Raw genomic sequence first — 16,924 nt, 5'->3', positions numbered from 1 at the left:
CTGGCTGAGATCAGCCCTTGGCCGCCATCGCGGTCACTTCCACGCGCATGCCTTCAACCGCCAACGAGGCAACCCCGACAGCGGCGCGCACCGGCCATGGCTTGGCGAAGTAGCGTTTGTAGACTTCGTTGAACGCGGCGCGGTCGGCCATGTCGGTGAGGTAGATGGTCAGGTGCATCACGCGGTCCATGGAACTGCCGGCACGCTCCAGCGCGACCTTCAGCGCTTGCAGGGTGCATTCGCTTTGCAGGGTGATGTCGCCCAGTTCCAGGCTGCCGTCGGCGCGGGTGGGGATCTGGGTGGAGACCAGCACACCGCCGAAACCGACGACGTCGGAGGAAATCGAATCCGCATCGGGATCGGGGGTAAAGGTCAGGTCGTGGTTTGCCATGAGGACTCTCTTGCTTGAAGTGATGAGGCTGGCGCCTTTTGCGCGGCCAGTTTACAGAGCCATTGGCAGCGCGTCGCTAATCCAGCCCGGGCGGCTGCTCGTGACCGGTGGCCTGGCGGTACTGGCGCGGGGTGAAACCGGTCAAGGCCTTGAACTGCCGGGTGAACGCACTGTGGTCGGTGTAGCCGCATTGCAGGGCGACCTCGGTGATCGGCAGATCGGTGTGGAGCAGTCGATGGGCGTGCTCCAGACGCACCTTCTGGATCATTTGCCGTGGCGTCAAATGGAACACGCGCTTGCAGTAGCGTTCCAGTTGCGCCACTGAAATCCCGGCGATGCGCGTCAACTCGCCCAGGGTGACGCGCCGGTTGAAATGCGCGCGAATGTGCTCGTCCACTGCCGCCAGGCGCTGGTACGCCGGGTGCGTGTCGCTGGCCGATTGCAGGTCGACCGAAATACCCGCCAGACCGATGATTTCATTGCGGCGGTTATACAAGGGTCGCTTATGGGTCAGGCACCAGCCCGGCTCGCGGCTGCCGTACAGATGCAGTTCCAACTGGTCTTCCAGCACCAGACCTTGCTCCAGCACTCGCCGGTCCTGTTCGGTGTAACCGGGCCCCAATTGCTCGGGAAACACCTCGGCGCTGGTTTTCCCCAGCAGCGGTTTCAGCTGCTTCAAACCACAGCGTTGCACCAGCGTGCGGTTGGCCATGACATAACGCGCCTGCACATCCTTGATGAAGATCGCCGCATTCGGAATGACGTCGAGCATGGGCAGCAAAAGCGCGACACCTGCCAGCAGTTGCTCGATGGATTCGGGGCGGTTCGAGTCGTCGCCCTGGCACAACAGCGCAAACGCATCCTGAGTCATCTACCTGTTTCTCCCAATGATCGGCATCTGCCCATTGTGCTGATTTCGTCATCGACACCCAAGGAAAACATCAATCGCGAGTAAGCCGCCAAGTTCACTCTATGGCCACCGCCCTCCTCGGCAAAACCGACCGGGGCGTCTTGAAGTGCACACCTGCCTATCCAATAACTCACAAGAAGGCGATGCCATGTCAGGCCAAGGCAAGTTCAAAAAACAACTTTCGTTGATAGACCTTACGTTTATCGGACTGGGTGCCATCTTCGGCTCCGGCTGGTTGTTCGCAGCCAGTCACGTGTCCGCCATTGCGGGACCGGCGGGGATCTTTTCCTGGCTGCTGGGCGGTTTTGCGGTACTGCTTTTGGGCATCGTCTACTGTGAACTCGGCGCCGCATTGCCCCGAGCCGGCGGTGTGATTCGCTACCCGGTTTACTCCCACGGCCCGCTGCTGGGCTACCTGATGGGCTTCATCACGCTGATCGCGTTTTCCAGCCTGGTGGCCATCGAAGTGGTCGCCGCGCGCCAGTATGCCGCTGCATGGTTTCCCGCATTGACCCAGGCCGGTTCCAGCAATCCAACAGCGCTTGGCTGGCTGGTGCAGTTCGGCCTGCTGTGCCTGTTCTTCATGCTCAACTACTACAGCGTGAAAACCTTCGCCAAGGCCAACAACCTGATCAGCCTGTTCAAGTTCATCGTGCCATTGCTGGTGATCGGCGTGCTGTTCACCTTCTTCAAACCGGAGAACTTCCAGTCCCAGGGCTTCATGCCGTTCGGGCTGTCAGGTGTCGAGATGGCGGTGTCCGCCGGCGGCATCATCTTCGCCTACCTGGGGCTGACGCCGATCATCTCGGTGGCCAGCGAAGTGAAGAATCCGCAACGCACCATTCCCATTGCCCTGATCCTCTCCGTGCTGCTCTCCACCGCCATCTATGTGTTTTTGCAAGTGGCGTTCCTCGGCGGCGTGCCCACCGAAATGCTCGCCAACGGTTGGGCCGGCGTCGCCAAGGAACTGGCCCTGCCATACCGCGACATCGCCCTGGCATTGGGTGTTGGCTGGTTGGCGTATCTGGTGGTGGCCGACGCGGTGATCTCCCCCAGCGGTTGCGGCAACATCTACATGAACGCCACCCCGCGGGTGATCTACGGCTGGGCGCAAACCGGCACCTTCTTCAAGGTCTTCACCCGCATTGACGAAAAGTCCGGCATCCCGCGTCCGGCGCTGTGGCTGACCTTCGCCCTGTCGGTGTTCTGGACCCTGCCCTTCCCTTCCTGGGAAGCCCTGATCAACGTGGTCTCCGCCGCGCTGGTATTGAGCTACGCCGTCGCCCCGGTGTCGGTGGCCGCCCTGCGCCGCAATGCGCCGGACATGCCGCGCCCGTTCAAGGTCAAGCGCATGGGTGTCCTCGGCCCGGTGTCGTTCATCATCGCCGCGCTGATCGTCTACTGGTCCGGCTGGAGCACCGTGTCCTGGCTGCTCGGCCTGCAGATCCTGATGTTCGTGGTGTACCTGCTGTGCGGACGTTTCGTGCCGACCCAACACCTGAGCCTGGCCCAGCAAGTGCGTTCTTCGGCATGGCTGATCGGCTTCTACGCCGTGACCATCGTGCTGTCCTGGCTCGGCAGTTTCGGCGGCATGGGCGTACTGACCCATCCTTTCGACACCGTGGTCGTGGCGGCCTGCGCGATGGGCATCTACTACTGGGGCGCAGCCACCGGCGTGCCGGCGCATCTGGTTCGCCTGGAAGAAGAGGACGGTGAAAGCGAAGCCGATCCTGTTCACAGCGGCACTACCACAGGCCAGCGTCCGATCGGTGTGTCCGCCCAGACCTCTCGCTGAAATTCAGGCCGGCAAAGCCTGCGTGTTCCTCTAATGGAAAGGTTTATGAAAAAAGTACATGTCATTGATTCCCACACCGGCGGCGAACCGACTCGCCTGGTGATGTCGGGCCTGCCCCAGTTGTCCGGCCGGACCATGGCCGATAAGCGCGATGCATTGCGCGAGCAGCATGACCAATGGCGTCGCGCCTGCCTGCTGGAGCCCCGTGGCAACGATGTGCTGGTGGGTGCGCTGTACTGCGAACCGGTGTCGCCGGATGCCACCTGCGGCGTGATCTTCTTCAACAACGCCGGCTACCTCGGCATGTGCGGTCACGGCACCATCGGCCTGGTCAACTCGCTGCATTACCTGGGGCATATCCAGCCCGGCGAGCACAAGATCGATACACCGGTCGGCCCAGTCAGCGCCACGTTGCACGAGGACGGCAACGTCACCCTGCGCAACGTGCCCGCCTACCGCTACCGCCAACAGGTGCCGGTCGAAGTGCCGGGGCATGGCCGCGTGTACGGCGACATCGCCTGGGGCGGCAACTGGTTTTTCCTGGTGTCCGATCACGGTCAGGCGTTGCACATGGACAACGTCGAGTTCCTCACCGAGTACACCTGGGCAATGCTCAAGGCCCTCGAGGCTCAGGGCATCCACGGTGAAGACGGCGCGCTGATCGACCACATCGAACTGTTTGCCGACGACGATCACGCCGACAGCCGCAACTTCGTCATGTGCCCCGGCAAGGCCTACGACCGCTCGCCCTGCGGGACCGGCACCAGCGCAAAACTGGCATGCCTGGCAGCCGATGGAAAACTGGCCGCCGGTGAACGCTGGGTCCAGGCCAGCATCACCGCCAGCCAGTTCGTCGGCAGCTATGAATGGGAAGGCGAACGCATCATCCCTTTCATCACTGGCCGCGCCTACATGACCGCCGACAGCACCTTGCTGATCGACGAACAGGACCCCTTTGCGTGGGGCATTTGAGCCCCACGCCTCTTCTCTCAATCGATCTGAATGAACGCTTCAAGGAGTAACAACAAAATGAGCGACAACATTTTCACTGGCTGCATCCCTGCACTGATGACCCCATGCACCGCCGAGCGCAAGCCGGACTTCGACGCACTGGTGGCCAAGGGTCGCGAACTGATCGACATCGGCATGAGCGCGGTGGTGTATTGCGGCTCCATGGGCGACTGGCCGCTGCTGACCGAAGCAGAGCGTCAGGAAGGCGTGGCGCGCCTGGTGGCCGCCGGCGTTCCGACCATCGTCGGCACCGGTGCCGTCAACAGCCGCGAAGCGGTGTCCCATGCGGCACACGCGGCCAAAGTCGGCGCCCATGGCTTGATGGTCATCCCTCGTGTGCTGTCTCGCGGCGCTTCGGCCACCGCGCAAAAAGCCCACTTCGCCGCGATCCTCCAGGCCGCTCCAGGCCTGCCGGCGGTGATCTACAACAGCCCTTACTACGGCTTCGCCACCCGCGCCGACCTGTTCTTCGAACTGCGCCGCGAGTACCCGAACCTGATCGGCTTCAAGGAGTTCGGCGGTGCCGCCGACCTGCGCTACGCCGCTGAGCACATCACCTCCAAGGACGATGACGTGACCTTGATGGTCGGTGTCGACACCCAGGTGGTTCATGGTTTCGTCAACTGCAACGCCACCGGCGCCATCACCGGCATCGGCAACGCACTGCCGCGCGAAGTGTTGCGCCTGGTGGCCTTGAGCAAACAAGCGGCCAAGGGCGATGTCAAGGCGCGTCGCCAGGCACGGGAGCTGGAATCGGCACTGGCGGTGCTGTCGTCCTTCGATGAGGGCTGCGACCTGGTGCTCTATTACAAGCACCTGATGGTGCTCAATGGCGACAAGGAATACACCCTGCACTTCAACGAGACCGATGCGCTCAGCGATGCCCAGCGTCGTTACGCCGAGAACCAGTACGCGCTGTTCCGCCAGTGGTACGAGCAGTGGTCGGCCGAGCAGAACTTCGCCTGACATCCAGCCTGTACAGCGGCGTGCCAATGCGCGCCGCCTTTATTTTCGCCCACGGCGGTACGGCGTTTTTTCGCAAACGTCTCCCCTCTTTTTTCAGGAACGACCATGATTCTGACAGGCAACATGTTGATCGGCCAGCAGGCCATCGCCGGCAACCGCGAAGCGATCCGCGGCATCGATCCCGCTACTGATCTACCCCTTGAACCGGTCTATCACGGTGGCAGCGGCGAACAGGTCGAACAGGCCTGCGCCCTGGCCTGGAGTGCCCTGGACAGCTATCGCGCGACGTCCCTGGAGGCCCGCGCCGAATTCCTCGAAACCATCGCCAGCGAAATCGAAGCACTCGGCGATGAGTTGATCGACCGCGCTGTGGCCGAGACCGGCCTGCCGCGCCCGCGTATCCAGGGTGAACGGGGCCGCACTTGCCAGCAGCTGCGCACCTTTGCCCGCACCGTACGTGCCGGCGAATGGCTGGATGTACGGGTCGACTCCGCGCAGCCGGAGCGTCAGCCCCTGCCTCGCCCGGACCTGCGTCAGCGTCAGGTGCCCCTAGGCCCGGTGGCGGTGTTCGGCGCCAGTAATTTCCCCCTGGCCTTCTCCGTCGCCGGCGGTGACACCGCGTCGGCACTGGCCGCCGGTTGCCCGGTGATCGTCAAGGCCCATGGCGCACACCCCGGCACCAGTGAGCTGGTGGGCCGGGCGCTGGCCCGTGCGGTCAAACTTTGCGGATTGCACGAAGGCGTGTTTTCGCTGTTGTTCGGCTCCGGCCGCGAAGTGGGCATCGCCCTGGTCACCGATCCGCGCATCAAGGCCGTGGGTTTCACCGGCTCGCGCAGCGGCGGCATTGCCTTGTGCAACGCCGCCCAGGCACGCCCCGAGCCGATCCCGGTGTACGCGGAAATGAGCTCGATCAACCCGGTCTTGTTGTTCCCGGCAGCATTGCAATCGCGAGCCGAAACCCTGGCGCAAGGCTTCGTCGCTTCCCTCACCCAGGGCGCTGGCCAGTTCTGCACCAATCCGGGTCTGGTGATTGCCCGCCGAGGCCCGGACCTTGAACGCTTCATCCAAACCGCTGCGCAACTGCTACGCCGCAGCCCGGCGCAGACCATGCTCACCCCCGGAATTTTCAAGGCCTACGAGGCTGGCGTCGGCGCGCTGGCCGAGCATGCCCACGCGCAATCGGTGGCGGTCGGCCTGAGGGGCGAAACCCCGAACCAGTGCCAGGCTCACCTGTTCGTCACCCAGGCCAGTGAGTTTCTCGCCGACCCAACGTTACAGACAGAAATGTTCGGCGCCGCGTCGCTGATCGTGCAATGCGCCAACGACGAGCAAATCCGCCAGGTCATCGAACACCTCGAAGGCCAGTTGACCGCCACCCTGCACCTGGACGATGCCGACGTGGAGAGCGCCAGGGCCTTGCTGCCGATACTGGAGCGCAAGGCCGGGCGCCTGTTGGTCAATGGCTGGCCGACCGGGGTCGAGGTGTGCGATGCCATGGTCCATGGCGGCCCGTTCCCGGCGACGTCCGATGCGCGCACCACCTCGGTCGGCACCGCCGCCATCCTGCGTTTCCTGCGCCCGGTCTGCTACCAGGACTTCCCGGACGCCCTGTTGCCGGCCGCCCTCAAGCACGACAATCCGTTGCAGTTGCGTCGCCTGCTCGACGGCCAGAGAGAAGCCTAGGCCATGTCCAACGACTCCCTTTTCAACAGCCCCCACGCCGCGGCGGACGTTGCCGTGATCGGTGCCGGAATCATCGGCGTCGCCTGCGCTCTGCGCCTGGCGCGCCAGGGCCGGCGGGTGGTGGTCATCGATCAACAGGAGCCCGGCCGTGGCGCCTCGTTCGGCAACGCCGGGCACCTGGCCACCGAGCAGGTGTTCCCCATCGCCGACCTGTCGATCCTCAAACGCCTGCCCGCCATGCTCATGGACCCGATGGGCCCGCTGCGCCTGGACTGGAAATACATGCCCCGAGCCCTGCCCTGGTTCATGCGCCTGTTGCTCAACCTGCGACCGGCGCCGTTCCAGCGCACCGTGGCCGGCATCCGCGCCCTCAACGAAAGCAGCCTGGGTGCCTGGCAGCGCTTGCTGGAAACCATAGAGCGCCCCGGGTTGCTCAAGGAGGACGGCTCTTTGCTGGTGTTCGAGCGGGCCGACTCGCAACAGGCCATCGAAGCGCTACAGACCCGCATGCGCCAGCAGCAAGTGCCGGTGGATTTCTGGCAGGCCAAGGCGGTACGGGATGCGGCGCCGCAACTCAGCGAGCAGATCCAGGGCGGCTTGTTCTTTCCGCGCACCGGGCATTTTCTCGATCCCTTCCGGGTGGTTGGCGAACTGGTTCACGCCGCTAAAAGCAGCGGCGTGCAGTTCCTCAAGCAGCGGGTCGAGGGCGGGCAATTGAATGAACACGGCGTGTCGTTGATCACCGATCAAGGCCGCATGAGCAGTCGCCAAGTGCTGGTTGCCTGCGGCGCCCATTCAGCAAAACTCACCGCCGCGCTGACCGGCAAGAAGGTGCCGTTGGACACCGAGCGCGGCTATCACCTGATGCTGCCCCACGAACACGAGCGCTTGCCGTTTGCCGTCACCTCACTGGAGCGTAAGTTCATCATGACGCCGATGGCTGATGGGCTGCGCCTGGCCGGCACCGTCGAATTCGCCGGTCTCGACTGCCCACCGACCATGGAACGCGCCTGGCAGTTGCACCGCCTGAGCAAAGGCCTGTTCAAACGCGACCTGAGTGCCGAAGCCGCCACACCGTGGATGGGTTTCCGCCCCTCGCTGCCCGACTCGCTGCCGATCATTGACCGGGTGTGCGACGGCAAAGTCCTGCTCGCCTTCGGCCATCAGCATCTGGGGTTGACTCAGGCGGCGGTCACGGCGGAAATGATTGCGCAGATGGCCTCGCCTTTGACCGACGCCCAGCCTCAAGGCCTGCCGGCGACTGCGCCGTACCGGCTGGATCGTTTCTGAGGCCCCGGTCAAGCCGAGCCCTCGTCATTGCAAGGGCGAGAACTTCGCGGGCAGGTAGATCGTCGAGCGCATGTCGCGCAGTTGCGGGCCGGAGTTTTCCGGCGGCCAGACGCCGTCGGCGACCGCATGGGTGCGCACTTGCAGGCGCTGCTCCAGGGTGGTCCAGGGCCAGATGTGCAAATAGCGTGGCAGCGCACCGTCGGTGGCGTAGAACGCCGCGTACACCGGCGAATACTGTTCAGCGGTTCGCGCTTCGATGGCTTTGCTCCAGCCGTCGAGGGTGGGCTGCAACCCGCTGCTGACCAGGTCGTAGACGCGCAGTTCGTAGAATGGACCGTGCCGGCCCGCGCTCAAGGGTTCGAGGAAGGGAAACAACGTGTAGTTTTCGATGCGCAGATCGGTGATCCATTCGTTGATGCCAAACGCCCCGCCCCCCAGCAAAAAACGCTCGCGCTCCGCTTGTCGAAGGCTTTCGTCTCCATAGCCACGCAGCACGGCGATCTGGTTCAACTGACCGATTTCCGAGGCCCAGCACCCCATCAACACCCCGCCGACTTCCGGCTTCGCCAACTCATTCTCGATGCGTGCCAGCGCATCGGCCACCGTGCGCACGCGCACGGTAAAAGTGATCAGTTCAAATAAACGCATAACGACTCCGCCCACCGGTTTGCCAAAAGCACACAGCCTAGGGCAGCCCCCGCAGGCGGGCTATTGAGACGAACCCCATCGGTAACGGCAATTACCGCAGTGTTGTAGGTAGTTTCTTTATTGGGATTGAAAGCGAAACATCAGCCCGGTCCTTCCAATCGGCCGTTATCGGCCCAGCCGATTCAAACCTGCGAATTATCGATTTGTGCAGCAGTCCGTGGACCGCGAGCATGGCGTCACTTCCAACAACAAAAACAAGGACCCGCCATGACCGCCCGATTTCACAATCCAGTGGATACCCGTTTCGGCTGGGGCAGCCTGCAAGAGCTTGCCGCCATCACCGAACACCAGAACGTTGCCGTCGTGACCTTTCCCGAAGCCCGTGGCCTGGGGCTGGTGGATCGCCTTCAAGCGCTGCTGGGCGAACGCTTGGTCTACGTGATCGAAGATGTCCAGCCCAATCCCGATGTCGCGCAACTTCGCGCAACCTATGAACGCTTCTGGCAAGAGGCCGGTGATTGCCATGCGGTGATTGCCGTCGGTGGCGGCAGTGCGATCGACACCGCCAAGGCGCTGATTGTCGGCACCGAGTCAGGCCGCTTCGATGAGCTACTGGCATTGCTGGCAAGCGGTAAACCCTTCGTTCCGGCACGCAGTAAACAGCTGATCGCAGCCCCGACCACGGCAGGCACCGGCAGTGAAGTCACGCCTTGGGCGACGATCTGGGACTCCGCTAACCACAAGAAGTATTCCCTGCACCTGGACTGCACCTGGCCACGCGTCGCCATCATCGATCCGCAACTGATGCTCACGGTGCCGGCCAGCGTCACCGTTTCCACCGGGCTGGATGCTCTGTCCCACGCACTGGAGTCGATCTGGAACATCAACGCCAACCCGCTTTCCGACACCTTCGCCATCTCTGCTATCGAGGACATCCTCGAATGCCTGCCCTTGCTGCGGAGGGACCTGTCCAGCCAGGAACTGCGTTCACGGATGGCCCTCGCCGCACTCAAGGCCGGCATGGCGTTCTCCAACACCAAGACCGCACTGGCTCACTCCATCTCCTATGAGATGACCTTGCACTACGGCTTGCCCCATGGCATTGCCTGCTCCTTCACCCTGCCACTGGTTCTGGGCCTTGCCTGGGGCCACGACGCGACGCGCGACAAGACCCTGCAACGGGTTTTCGGGCCAGACCTGGATAAAGCCCAGGCCCGTTTGCGCGCCTTCCTGCACAGCCTGGAAGTGAAAACCGAGTTCGCCGACTACGGCGTAACGGCCGAAGAGGCCCAAACCATGATCGATTTCGCCCTGCAGGGCGCACGCGGCAAGAACTTCATCGGCTCACGAGCGGCCTAGGGCTCGCCAGCCCCCAAAGACACTACACTGCCAGCGGCGTAACGAGCCGCGACGATTTCCTGCTGCACCTGAAAAAGAGTGCACCCTGCGATGCAATTCGCAGGGACCGAACAAGAATAAGGAAAAGATCATGAATCGTGCCCAAACCATGCCAGGTCTCGCCGTACACACCGCATCGTTTCGCGTCGCCCAGTGGCGGATGCTGCTGGCAGCCATGTTTTGCTATCTGTTTTTCTACACCGGACGCCAGACCTTCGGTTTCGCCATCCCGGGTATCCAGGCCGAATTCGGCCTGAGCAAGGAAACCCTCGGCTGGGTTTCGGCCGCCATGCTCTGGGCCTACGCCATTGGCCAGGCCATCAACGGCAACCTCGCCGACAAATTCGGTGGCCGGCGCATCATGACCCTGGGCGCCGTACTGTCCTGCGGCGCCAACTGGGTGACCAGTTTCGCCAGCGGTTTCGCCGGGCTGATCCTGCCCTGGGGGATCAATGGCTACTTCCAGGCATTGGGCTGGGCACCGGGCAGTCGGCTGATCTCCAACTGGTGGAGCGCGGGCGAACGCGGCAAGGTCTACGGCTTCTATGTGTTCGCGGCCGGCTGCGCGTCAGTGCTTTCCTACGTGACCTCGATCGTCGTGCTGGAAGTGATGCAACTGGAGTGGCGCTGGATCTTCCGCCTGCCCGTGTTGCTCATGCTGGCGGGCGGCATCATCTTCTACCTGGTGGCCCGCGAGCGTCCGCAAGACCTGGGTTTCGAGCCGCCTGCCGACACCGGTGTGGCCAACGCCGAGGACAAAAGCCATGAAGTGGCCCAGGGCGAAGTCGAAACTTCCGCGCAGCGTTACAAAGCTGTTCTGAAAAACTTTCGCCTGATCATCGCTGCCGCATCCCTCGGGTTTCAGAACGCTGCCCGCTATGGCTTGATCGTCTGGGTGCCGGTGCACTTCCTGGGCGCCAACTGGAAGACCGGCGACAGCATGATCGATCCGAAGTGGATCACCGTGGCCCTTCCGGTCGGCATGGCCATCGGCGCGCTGAGCAACGGCTGGATCTCGGACAAGCTGTTCGGCTCCAAACGCTACCTGGCGATCATGCTCTATATGTTCCTCGGCGCGGCGACCAGTATGTGGATGTGGACCCTTGCCCCCCACAGCGCAACCGGCCTTGTGGCGTTGTTCCTCTGCGGTTTCTTCGTGTACGGCCCCGCTTCCAGCTTCTGGGCGCTGTGCCCGGACCTGGTGGGCGCCAAGCGCGCCGGCACCGCGACCGGTGTGATGAACTTCTCGTCCTACCTGTTCGCCGGCCTGGCGGAACCGCTGATCGGCAGTATGCTCGACAGTACCGGCAACACCTCGCTGATCTTCATCGTGGTCACCGCTGCCTGTCTCTGCAGCGCGTCGGTGGCGCTGTTCATCAGGCGTTGATGGCCCGGCCGGACAGATTGAATCAATGGCAGCGGCTCAGGAACAGGATCGTCTATGTACCAGTACCACAAGTGGCTACGTTCATTTCATGCGGTGGCCAAGACCGGCAGTTTCACCCTCGCCGCCGAGTATTTGAGCGTCGGCCAGCCCACGGTCAGTGAGCAGGTCAACGCCCTGGAGAAGAAGTTTTCCGTGGAACTGTTCCATCGCCGCGGCCGCTTTATCGAAATGAGTGCCGCCGGGCACCAGCTCTACGCGATCACCCAGGGCCTGTTCGGCCAGGAGGATGAAGCCGTGCAATTGCTGCAAAGTTTCAAGCAACGCAAGACCGGCATGCTGCGCCTGGGTGCAGTGTCGCCGCCGATTGCCATGAACCTGACCTACGAGCTGATGCAACGGCATCCGGACATCGAGCTGGAAACCTCGTTCTCCCCGGAAAAAGAGACCCTGGATCGCCTGTTCAACTTCGATATCGATGTGGCGATCCTGGCCCTGTCGGAATTCGACCAACGCTTTGACACGCAGCTTTACCGGCGCTACCCGATCATCGCCGTGGTGCGTGACGACCATCACTGGGCCCGGCAGAAAGAAGTGCATGTCGAGCAGATCAGCGAGGAGAAATGGGTGCTGCGGGAAAAAAGCTCCCGCACTCGTCAACTGGTGGAGGAAAGCTGCAAGCAGCTGGGCGTCGCGCTGAACTGCGTCATGCAGTTGAACAGCCGCGAGGCCATCGTGCATGCCATCGCCAAGGGCATCGGCATCGGTTTCGTCTCGGCCGTCGAGTACGCCGAAACCCCGGGCACCAAACCGATCACCTTCGTCAATCACCCGTTTTCCATCGACTACCACCTGTGCTGCCTGGGCATTCGCCGAAACCGGCCAATGATCGCGGAGCTGTTCGACTCGAGCCCGACCCCGGCCACCTGATTTCGTCTCACCCTTGAGCAATCCATAGGCCTACTTCCTGGCAACAGGAGGGACGGCCTGCCCACAACAAAAAATGGAGAAATACCATGAACTACCAACAACCGACCCAACTGCAAGCCGTGGTCCTGGACTGGGCCGGCACCGTCGTCGATTTCGGCTCCTTCGCCCCCACGCAGATTTTCGTCGAAGCCTTTGCCGAATTCGGCGTCGCCGTTTCGCTGGAAGAAGCGCGGGGTCCGATGGGCATGGGCAAGTGGGATCACATCCGCACCCTGTGCAATCAACCACAGATTGCCGAACGCTACCGTGCGGTGTTTGACCGCCTGCCGACCGATGACGATGTCACCGCACTGTACGAACGGTTCATGCCACTGCAGATCGAGAAAATCGCCCTGCATTCGGCCCTGATTCCCGGCGCGCTGAACACCATCGACGCCTTGCGCGACAAGGGCCTGAAAATCGGTTCCTGCTCCGGTTACCCGGCCGTGGTCATGGAAAAAGTGGTCGAGCTGGCGCGACACAATGGCTACGTGGCGGACCATGTGGTGGCCACCGACGAGGTCCCGAACGGCCGCCCCTACCCGGCCCAGGCCTTGGCCAACGTGATTGCCCTGGGGATCAGCGACGTCGCCGCCTGCGTCAAGGTCGACGACACCTGGCCCGGCATTCTCGAAGGCCGGGCCGCCGGGATGTGGACGGTCGCGCTGACCTGTTCCGGCAATGCCCTGGGCTTGACCTACGAGCAATACAAGGTCCTGCCCTCCGACAGGCTGGACAGTGAGCGGGCCCGCATCGTCAGGATGTTCGAAGGCTCCCGCCCGCACTACCTGATCGACACCATCGTCGATCTGCCGGCGGTCATCGAAGACATCAATGCGCGACTGGCGCGAGGTGAAACGCCGCAAGGATCCTGAGCTGATTCAGGCGTCAAGCGGCCGTCCCACGGGCGGCCGCCTCACTTGAAAAAATCACTCGGCGTCTTGCCGAACTGCTTCTTGAACATGGTGGTGAACGCGCTGGGGCTGTCGTATCCCAGTTCACCGGCAATGTCGATGATCTTCTCCCCGACGGCTATTCGTTCCAGCGCCAGCAGCAGTCGCGCTTGCTGGCGCCATTGGCCGAAGGTCATGCCGGTTTCCTTGCGGAACCTGCGCTGGATGGTTTTGGCGTCGAGGCTCAAGCGGGCGCTCCAGTCCGACAACGTCGAGCCATCCCCCGGATCACGCTGCAACGCGCTACAGATCAGGTTGATACGCTGGTCGGCGGGCTGCGGCAGGTTCAACGGCAAGGTCGGCAGGATCGTCAGTTCATCCAGGATCAGGCACAGTACGCGGGCCTCCCGTGAGTTCGGTTCTTCGCTGAATTCGAAATCAACCGAGACTTTGATCAGCTCACTCAGGAGTGCAGAAACGCTCACAGCCCGAGGTTCGGCGGGCAGTCCGACGCTCGCGTCAGGGTGCACAAAAACACTGCGCATCTTGATTGGCCCGACACAGCGAATCGAGTGCACTTCCCCACTCGGCATCCAGATTCCACGGCTCGGCGGAACGGTCCATTGGCTGCTTGCGGCGTGCACCACCATCACACCTTCGATGGCATAGATCAGTTGATGCTTCTCGTGGGAGTGCGGCTGGATAAACCAGTTTTCCGGGTAATCGGTCGCGCTGCTGCGAACGTCCCAGTCGCCTTGGTCGATGTCCGCGAGAAATTTATCCAGTGGTTTGATCATGACGCCCTTTTTGCGATTGTCGATGCCCGATCTGCGCGAGACGGGCGTTTTCAAGACCCATAGGATAACGCCGAACCCTGAAATTGACTGCTTCGCAGTTCGCGTTTATCCGGAAGATCGCCCATGTCGACCACCACCCTCAGTTCACCCTCATCCACCGCTTCGGTGGCCAGCCAGGCCAGCCCCTTGGTCATGCGCGTCATCGGCGCCTGCGCGCTGGCGCACCTGATCAACGACCTGATCCAGGCCGTGCTGCCGTCGATCTACCCGATGCTCAAGGCCAGCTATGGTCTGAGCTTCACCCAGGTCGGCCTGATCACCCTGACCTTCCAGCTCACCGCCTCACTGCTGCAACCGTGGATCGGTTTCTACACCGACCGTCATCCCAAGCCCTGGCTGTTGCCGGCGGGCATGGTCTGCACCCTGATCGGTATTCTGATGCTGTCGATGGTCGGCAGCTTCCCGGCCATTCTCGTGGCCTCGGCGCTGGTGGGGGTTGGCTCGTCGACCTTTCACCCGGAGACCTCGCGGGTTGCGCGCCTGGCCTCGGGTGGTCGCTACGGCCTGGCGCAGTCGACCTTTCAGGTCGGTGGCAATGCCGGTAGTGCCTTCGGCCCTTTGCTGGCCGCCGCGATCATCATTCCCTATGGCCAGGGCAACGTCGCCTGGTTCGGTCTGTTCGCGGTGTTCGCCATCCTCGTGCAATACGGCCTGAGCCGCTGGTACCGCAATCACCTGAACCTGTTCAAGCTCAAGCAAGGCAGCAAGGCCATCCACGGCCTGTCGAAACGGCGGGTGACCTTCGCCCTGGTGGTGCTGGCGTTGCTGGTGTTCTCCAAGTACTTCTACATGGCCAGCTTCACCAGCTACTTCACCTTCTACCTGATCGAGAAGTTCAACCTGTCGGTGGCCAGTTCGCAGCTGTACCTGTTCCTGTTTCTTGGCGCTGTCGCAGCGGGCACGTTCTTTGGTGGCCCGATCGGCGACCGGATCGGCCGCAAGCGGGTGATCTGGTTTTCCATCCTCGGCGCCGCGCCCTTCACCCTCGCCCTGCCCTACGTCGACCTGTTCTGGACGGGCGTGCTGAGCATGATCATCGGCTTCATCCTCGCCTCGGCGTTCTCGGCCATCGTGGTCTTCGCCCAGGAACTGGTGCCCGGTAACGTCGGCATGATCGCCGGGGTGTTCTTCGGCCTGATGTTCGGTTTCGGCGGGATTGGTGCAGCGCTGCTGGGGCACCTGGCGGATATTCATGGCATCGAATATGTCTACACGTTGTGTTCGTTCCTGCCGTTGCTGGGAATTCTGACCATACTGTTGCCGTCTACTGGACAACGCTCGTCGGGAGCGTGAATAGCCATCAGGAGGCCCCCCTCATGAAAATCGTAGTCACCAGCGTGCTCGTCGATGATCAGGCCAAGGCGCTTGCCTTCTACCGGGATGTGCTCGGTTTTGAACTCAAGCACGACATCCCCATGGGCGAACATCGCTGGCTGACGCTGACCTCTCCCGGCGATCCCGGTGGTGTCGAACTGTTGCTGGAGCCCAATGCCCACTGCGCGGCTAAGACATTCCAGAGCGCGATCAAGCAGGACGGCATTCCCTGCACCTTTTTCGGTGTCGAAGACGTGCAAGCCGAATATGCCCGGCTCAGCGCCGCCGGCGTGCAATTCACCCGCCTGCCGACGGTGATGGGACCGGTCACCCTCGCGGTACTGGACGACACCTGCGGCAATCTCATCCAGATCGTCCAGCACAACTCAACCGCCTGATCATTTCTGCTACCAACCCTGTAGCACTCGGTAACACCCGGCCCCAATGCAGTGCGTCTTTTAAACGCCTTGCCGTGCGCCACCCCGCTCCACACGGGGGCCACCCGCCATGGCGTACTTTGTGCATCCACAGGCCATCCTCTTCTGCCTGTAGCCGCCATGCGCCCCAAGGAACTGAAACTCTGGACCACCGGAGTCGCCCACCTGCTCGACCTGCCTGCCGGGCATGGGCGACTGTCGGGGTTGAGCCATTGGCTTCGGCAAATCTGCCCGGTCGATCATTTCGTGTTGTTCGTCTACGAAGGCAATCACCGGCCACTGGCGTTGTTCGATACGTTCTCGGCGGACAAGCGGGCGGTGTATGTCGACGACTATCAATGCGGGCCTTACCTGCTCGATCCGTTCTACCTGGCTTGTACACGCGGGCAGGCGCCGGGGTTGTGGCGTTTGCGCCAGTTCGCCCCCGACCACTTCTACCTCGGCGAGTACTTCCTGACCTATTACCAGCAAACCGGACTGGCCGAGGAAGTGGCGTTCTTCGTCGACCTCGGCGGTGGTGCCACGGCGGTGTTGTCGTTGATGCGCTCCAGCGCCAGCTGTGCGTTCAGCCGGGATGAAATGCAATTGGTCGAGTGTGCGCAAGCAGTGGTCGAACAGGTCATCAATGAAGCCTGGCGCTTGCGTCAGGCTCAGGAGCCGCGACCGGCGCAGGACCTGGACTTCAAGATCCGCGAAGCCTTCGACCAGTTCGGCGCGCATATCCTCACCGGCCGCGAGCAGGAAATCGTTCAACTGTTGCTGCGCGGTCACTCAAGTGCCTCGGTGGCTGAGCAACTGAACATCAGTCCCGGCACGGTGAAGATTCACCGCAAGAACATCTACGCCAAGCTGGGGATTGGCAGCCAGTCGGAATTGCTGGGGTTGTTTATTCGGGAGTTGACGGAGGATCCGTTGCAGGCGCCCGGTTTCAAGCTGCAAGCCTGATACCTGTCGGTTAACAGAAACCCCCTGTGGGAG

The 16,924-nt window shown here is 62.4% G+C and carries 16 protein-coding genes; 12 read left to right on the top strand and 4 right to left on the bottom strand.

What is annotated here, in order from left to right; all coding sequences use genetic code 11:
• Window positions 1-10 precede the first annotated feature (10 nt).
• Window positions 11-391: a RidA family protein gene (locus WHX55_RS12580; RefSeq protein ID WP_150724167.1), complete on the bottom strand. Its 381-nt coding sequence runs from the start codon at window positions 389-391 to the stop codon at window positions 11-13.
• 76 nt (window positions 392-467) lie between these two features.
• Entirely contained in the window at window positions 468-1,262 is a 795-nt protein-coding gene (locus WHX55_RS12575; protein WP_353742745.1) for an AraC family transcriptional regulator, read from the bottom strand.
• 187 nt (window positions 1,263-1,449) lie between these two features.
• On the opposite strand from WHX55_RS12575, the gene WHX55_RS12570 reads away from it, so the two are divergent.
• The 5 genes from WHX55_RS12570 (at window position 1,450) to WHX55_RS12550 (ending at window position 8,046) form a co-directional block, all read left to right on the top strand.
• The gene (locus tag WHX55_RS12570) at window positions 1,450-3,096 is read left to right on the top strand and encodes an APC family permease (protein ID WP_353742744.1); all 1,647 of its coding nucleotides are present in this window, start codon (window positions 1,450-1,452) and stop codon (window positions 3,094-3,096) included.
• Between the two features lie 45 nt (window positions 3,097-3,141).
• Window positions 3,142-4,068, top strand: coding sequence for a 4-hydroxyproline epimerase (locus WHX55_RS12565; RefSeq protein WP_353742743.1), 927 nt, complete (start codon window positions 3,142-3,144; stop codon window positions 4,066-4,068).
• A gap of 57 nt (window positions 4,069-4,125) precedes the next feature.
• Window positions 4,126-5,073 (top strand): dihydrodipicolinate synthase family protein, encoded by a 948-nt coding sequence (locus WHX55_RS12560; RefSeq protein WP_150724171.1) that lies wholly within the window; start codon window positions 4,126-4,128, stop codon window positions 5,071-5,073.
• A gap of 105 nt (window positions 5,074-5,178) precedes the next feature.
• Window positions 5,179-6,756 (top strand): aldehyde dehydrogenase (NADP(+)), encoded by a 1,578-nt coding sequence (locus WHX55_RS12555; protein WP_353742742.1) that lies wholly within the window; start codon window positions 5,179-5,181, stop codon window positions 6,754-6,756.
• 3 nt (window positions 6,757-6,759) lie between these two features.
• Window positions 6,760-8,046, top strand: coding sequence for an FAD-dependent oxidoreductase (locus tag WHX55_RS12550; RefSeq protein WP_353742741.1), 1,287 nt, complete (start codon window positions 6,760-6,762; stop codon window positions 8,044-8,046).
• 24 nt (window positions 8,047-8,070) lie between these two features.
• On the opposite strand, the gene WHX55_RS12545 is transcribed toward WHX55_RS12550, so the two are convergent.
• Window positions 8,071-8,694, bottom strand: a complete 624-nt coding sequence (locus WHX55_RS12545) for an NIPSNAP family protein (RefSeq protein ID WP_353742740.1) — start codon at window positions 8,692-8,694, stop codon at window positions 8,071-8,073.
• A 267-nt stretch (window positions 8,695-8,961) separates the two neighbouring features.
• Between WHX55_RS12545 and psrA the strand changes: the two genes are divergently transcribed.
• From psrA to phnX, 4 genes are all read left to right on the top strand, one after another.
• Window positions 8,962-10,053 (top strand): iron-containing alcohol dehydrogenase PsrA, encoded by a 1,092-nt coding sequence (psrA, locus tag WHX55_RS12540; RefSeq protein WP_150754620.1) that lies wholly within the window; start codon window positions 8,962-8,964, stop codon window positions 10,051-10,053.
• Between the two features lie 130 nt (window positions 10,054-10,183).
• On the top strand, window positions 10,184-11,479 hold the full coding sequence (locus WHX55_RS12535) for an MFS transporter (protein WP_353742739.1): 1,296 nt from the start codon (window positions 10,184-10,186) through the stop codon (window positions 11,477-11,479).
• Window positions 11,480-11,533: 54 nt separating this feature from the next.
• On the top strand, window positions 11,534-12,406 hold the full coding sequence (locus WHX55_RS12530; protein ID WP_150754618.1) for a LysR substrate-binding domain-containing protein: 873 nt from the start codon (window positions 11,534-11,536) through the stop codon (window positions 12,404-12,406).
• A gap of 86 nt (window positions 12,407-12,492) precedes the next feature.
• A complete protein-coding gene (gene phnX / locus WHX55_RS12525; RefSeq protein WP_353742738.1) occupies window positions 12,493-13,320 on the top strand; it encodes a phosphonoacetaldehyde hydrolase in 828 nt (275 codons plus the stop codon).
• Between the two features lie 41 nt (window positions 13,321-13,361).
• On the opposite strand, the gene WHX55_RS12520 is transcribed toward phnX, so the two are convergent.
• Window positions 13,362-14,135 carry a helix-turn-helix transcriptional regulator gene (locus WHX55_RS12520; protein ID WP_353742737.1) on the bottom strand — a complete coding sequence of 258 codons (774 nt, stop codon included), beginning with the start codon at window positions 14,133-14,135 and terminating at the stop codon, window positions 13,362-13,364.
• A 123-nt stretch (window positions 14,136-14,258) separates the two neighbouring features.
• On the opposite strand from WHX55_RS12520, the gene WHX55_RS12515 reads away from it, so the two are divergent.
• The 3 genes from WHX55_RS12515 to WHX55_RS12505 all read left to right on the top strand — a co-directional run bounded on the left by WHX55_RS12515 (window position 14,259) and on the right by WHX55_RS12505 (window position 16,891).
• Window positions 14,259-15,488 (top strand): MFS transporter, encoded by a 1,230-nt coding sequence (locus tag WHX55_RS12515; RefSeq protein ID WP_353742736.1) that lies wholly within the window; start codon window positions 14,259-14,261, stop codon window positions 15,486-15,488.
• 23 nt (window positions 15,489-15,511) lie between these two features.
• On the top strand, window positions 15,512-15,907 hold the full coding sequence (locus WHX55_RS12510; RefSeq protein ID WP_353742735.1) for a VOC family protein: 396 nt from the start codon (window positions 15,512-15,514) through the stop codon (window positions 15,905-15,907).
• 159 nt (window positions 15,908-16,066) lie between these two features.
• Window positions 16,067-16,891: a LuxR C-terminal-related transcriptional regulator gene (locus WHX55_RS12505; RefSeq protein WP_150754614.1), complete on the top strand. Its 825-nt coding sequence runs from the start codon at window positions 16,067-16,069 to the stop codon at window positions 16,889-16,891.
• Window positions 16,892-16,924: the final 33 nt, after the last annotated feature.

It is taken from the genome of Pseudomonas fluorescens, assembly GCF_040448305.1.
In the GTDB taxonomy this organism is placed as follows: Bacteria; Pseudomonadota; Gammaproteobacteria; order Pseudomonadales; family Pseudomonadaceae; genus Aquipseudomonas; species Aquipseudomonas fluorescens_BH.
This window is presented reverse-complemented; position numbering and strand designations above follow the sequence as displayed.

Coding starts and splice junctions, on each gene's coding strand:
- WHX55_RS12535 (WP_353742739.1), top strand. CDS start 10,184: ATGAATCGTGCCCAAACCATGCCAGGTCTCGCCGTACACACCGCATCG.
- WHX55_RS12520 (WP_353742737.1), bottom strand. CDS start 14,135: ATGATCAAACCACTGGATAAATTTCTCGCGGACATCGACCAAGGCGAC.
- psrA (WP_150754620.1), top strand. CDS start 8,962: ATGACCGCCCGATTTCACAATCCAGTGGATACCCGTTTCGGCTGGGGC.
- WHX55_RS12575 (WP_353742745.1), bottom strand. CDS start 1,262: ATGACTCAGGATGCGTTTGCGCTGTTGTGCCAGGGCGACGACTCGAAC.
- WHX55_RS12570 (WP_353742744.1), top strand. CDS start 1,450: ATGTCAGGCCAAGGCAAGTTCAAAAAACAACTTTCGTTGATAGACCTT.
- WHX55_RS12515 (WP_353742736.1), top strand. CDS start 14,259: ATGTCGACCACCACCCTCAGTTCACCCTCATCCACCGCTTCGGTGGCC.
- WHX55_RS12550 (WP_353742741.1), top strand. CDS start 6,760: ATGTCCAACGACTCCCTTTTCAACAGCCCCCACGCCGCGGCGGACGTT.
- phnX (WP_353742738.1), top strand. CDS start 12,493: ATGAACTACCAACAACCGACCCAACTGCAAGCCGTGGTCCTGGACTGG.
- WHX55_RS12555 (WP_353742742.1), top strand. CDS start 5,179: ATGATTCTGACAGGCAACATGTTGATCGGCCAGCAGGCCATCGCCGGC.
- WHX55_RS12545 (WP_353742740.1), bottom strand. CDS start 8,694: ATGCGTTTATTTGAACTGATCACTTTTACCGTGCGCGTGCGCACGGTG.
- WHX55_RS12505 (WP_150754614.1), top strand. CDS start 16,067: ATGCGCCCCAAGGAACTGAAACTCTGGACCACCGGAGTCGCCCACCTG.
- WHX55_RS12530 (WP_150754618.1), top strand. CDS start 11,534: ATGTACCAGTACCACAAGTGGCTACGTTCATTTCATGCGGTGGCCAAG.
- WHX55_RS12560 (WP_150724171.1), top strand. CDS start 4,126: ATGAGCGACAACATTTTCACTGGCTGCATCCCTGCACTGATGACCCCA.
- WHX55_RS12580 (WP_150724167.1), bottom strand. CDS start 391: ATGGCAAACCACGACCTGACCTTTACCCCCGATCCCGATGCGGATTCG.
- WHX55_RS12565 (WP_353742743.1), top strand. CDS start 3,142: ATGAAAAAAGTACATGTCATTGATTCCCACACCGGCGGCGAACCGACT.
- WHX55_RS12510 (WP_353742735.1), top strand. CDS start 15,512: ATGAAAATCGTAGTCACCAGCGTGCTCGTCGATGATCAGGCCAAGGCG.